Source organism: Mesorhizobium sp. M2C.T.Ca.TU.002.02.1.1 (genome assembly GCF_003997225.1).
The window spans coordinates 1-2588 of sequence record NZ_RZTO01000842.1; the positions used below are offsets into that span (position 1 = coordinate 1).

Below are 2588 nucleotides of genomic sequence, written 5' to 3' on the forward strand. Positions count from 1 at the left end.
GGCGAAAGAGCATCAGGCGGTGCAGGATTATGTCGACCGCTTCCGCATCAAGACGCCCAGCCTGTTCCAGCAGATCAAGAACCTGTCGGGCGGCAACCAGCAGAAGGTGCTGATCTCGCGCTGGCTGATGCGCGGCCTGAAGGTCATCGTCGTCGACGAGCCGACGCGCGGCATCGATGTCGGCGCCAAGTCGGAGATCTTCGCGCTGATCGACCGGCTGGCCGGCGAGGGCCTGGCGGTCGTCATGATGACGTCGGAGATGCCGGAGCTGCTCGGCCTCGCCGACCGGATCGCGGTGATGTGCGAGGGCCGTCTGACCGCGATCATGCCGCGCGAGGAAGCCACGCAGGAGAAGATCCTCAATGCGGCGATCGGATAGAACCATGACACATCGTCTCGGCATTCCTTGCGATGCGCGCCATCCCCTCGAAGGAGGCAAGCGATGAGCCTTGCAAGCACGGCGTCCGCAAAAGCCCCGCCATCCCTGCTGGCGCGGCTCTTTGCCCGGCAGGAGCTCGCGCTGCTCGTCTGCTTGATCTTGGTGTTGGCGTTCTTTTCCGCCACCGTCGAGAATTTCTTCTCCGTGCGCAACATGACCAACGTGCTCGGGCAGGCCTCGCTGGCGCTCACCGCCGGCATCGGCTGCGCCATCGTCTTCATTTCCGGCGAGGTCGACATCTCGATCGGCTCGCTGCTGGCGACCATCGCGCTGCCGCTGATCATCATCATGAACGACACCAATTCGCTGCTGCTCGGCGTCAGCGGCGCGCTGCTGTTCGGCCTGATCATTGGGGTGGTGAACGGCTATCTCGTCGCCTATGCCGGCATCAACTCGCTGATCGTGACGCTCGGCACCATGTTCATCATGCGCGGCGGCGTCTATCTCTACACCGGCCAGCGCGCGATCCCCGACGACGCCAGCCTCGATAGCTTCATCGCGCTCTCCGACGGGCGCCTGTTCAACATCATCCCCTATTCGGCGGTGATCGCCATCGTGCTGCTTGCCGCCTTCGGCTACATGATGCAGCACCGGCCGTTCGGGCGGCAGATCTATGCCGTCGGCGGCAACCAGGAAGTGGCGCGGCTGGCCGGCTACGACGTGCGGCGCGTCAAGTTCGTCTGCTTCATCATCAGCGCGCTGCTGGCGACGGTCGCCGGCATCATCCTGGCGGCGCGCGTCGGCTCGGCGCAGCATACGGCGGGGCTCAATTTCGAATTCCAGGTCGTCGCCGCCACCGTGCTCGGCGGCGTCAGCCTTGCCGGCGGCATCGGCAGCCTGACCGGCATGGCGCTCGGCGTGCTCATCCTGCAGTTCCTGTCCAACGGCCTGCGCGGGCTTGGCCTGCCGACCGAATGGCAACTGGTCATCACCGGCATGATCATCATCGCCGCGGTCGCCTTCGACGAAGCGAAGCGCAGGCGCGCGAATGGAGGCTGACATGGCTCGTCTTGAAGGAAAAACCGCCGTCATCACCGGCGCCGCCGATGGCATCGGTCACGCGATCGCCGAGGCGATGGCGCGCGAAGGGGCGCATGTCTTCCTCGGCGATATCGCCGATGAGGCCGGCGAGACGTTCGCCGCAGCACTTCGCGCGGCCGGCCGCCGCGCCGACTATGTCCATTGCGACGTTTCGCAGGAGGCCGATATCGCCGGCCTGATCGACAGCGCGGTGAAGAAGACCGGGCACCTCGATATCCTGGTCAACAACGCCGCCATCGCCATCGGCGGCATGCCGGTGCACGAGATGACCGACGAGCAATGGCACCGGCTGATCGCGGTCAACCTCACCAGCGTGTTTCGCGGCTGCAAATACGCACTGCCGCACATGATCGCGCAGAAGTCAGGCTCGATCATCAACATGGCCTCGGCGCAGGGCCATATCGGCCTCGACGGCTGGACCGCCTATGCCGGCGCCAAGGGCGCGGTGATGGCGATGACGCGCCAGATGGCGGTCGAGTTCGGCCCGATGAACATCCGCGTCAACTCGATCTCGCCGGGCACCATCAACACGCCGATGAACGACAGGCTGATCAAGGAGATCGGCGGCAGCCTCGCCAAGGCGTGGGTCAAGATGCATCCGCTCGGTCGCATCGGCGAGCCCTCCGAAGTGGCCGAGGCCGCCGTCTATCTGGCTTCCGATGCGGCCGGCTTCACCACCGGCACGGACCTGCGCGTCGATGGCGGGCTGACGGCGGCGCCGCGCTACGTTCCCGAACTGCTTTGAACACGAAACGAGACATGACATGAACAAGGCCCTCGAAGGCGTCCGCATCCTCGACTTCAGCCATCTGCTGCAGGGGCCGTTCGCCACGCAGCTGCTCGGCGACATGGGCGCCGACGTCATCAAGATCGAGCGCGCCGGCGCCGGCGACATGTTCCGCGGCATGACCTTCTTCGCCAAATGGGTGGGCGGCTCCGAGAGCCCGAACTTCCTCGCCTGGAACCGCAACAAGCGCTCGATCGCGCTCAACCTGAAGAGCCGCAAGGTGCATGCCATCATCATGGAGATGGCGAAAAGCGCCGACGTCGTGGTGCAGAATTTCCGTCCCGGCGTGCTCGCCAAGCTCGGTTACGGCTACGAGGACTT

The 2588-nt window shown here is 65.2% G+C and carries 4 protein-coding genes; all 4 read left to right on the forward strand.

Going from position 1 to position 2588, the window contains the following annotated elements; all coding sequences use genetic code 11:
- Positions 1-379 (forward strand): ATP-binding cassette domain-containing protein (locus EOD07_RS30250; protein ID WP_164772684.1); only part of this gene is annotated, 379 nt, incomplete at its 5' end.
- 63 nt (positions 380-442) lie between these two features.
- On the forward strand, positions 443-1438 hold the full coding sequence (locus EOD07_RS30255; protein ID WP_127237925.1) for an ABC transporter permease: 996 nt from the start codon (positions 443-445) through the stop codon (positions 1436-1438).
- Between the two features lies 1 nt (position 1439).
- Complete coding sequence (locus EOD07_RS30260) at positions 1440-2225, forward strand: SDR family oxidoreductase (RefSeq protein WP_040984447.1); 786 nt, start codon at positions 1440-1442, stop codon at positions 2223-2225.
- Between the two features lie 19 nt (positions 2226-2244).
- Positions 2245-2588: CoA transferase (locus EOD07_RS30265; protein ID WP_206519601.1), on the forward strand; the 344-nt coding region annotated here is incomplete at its 3' end.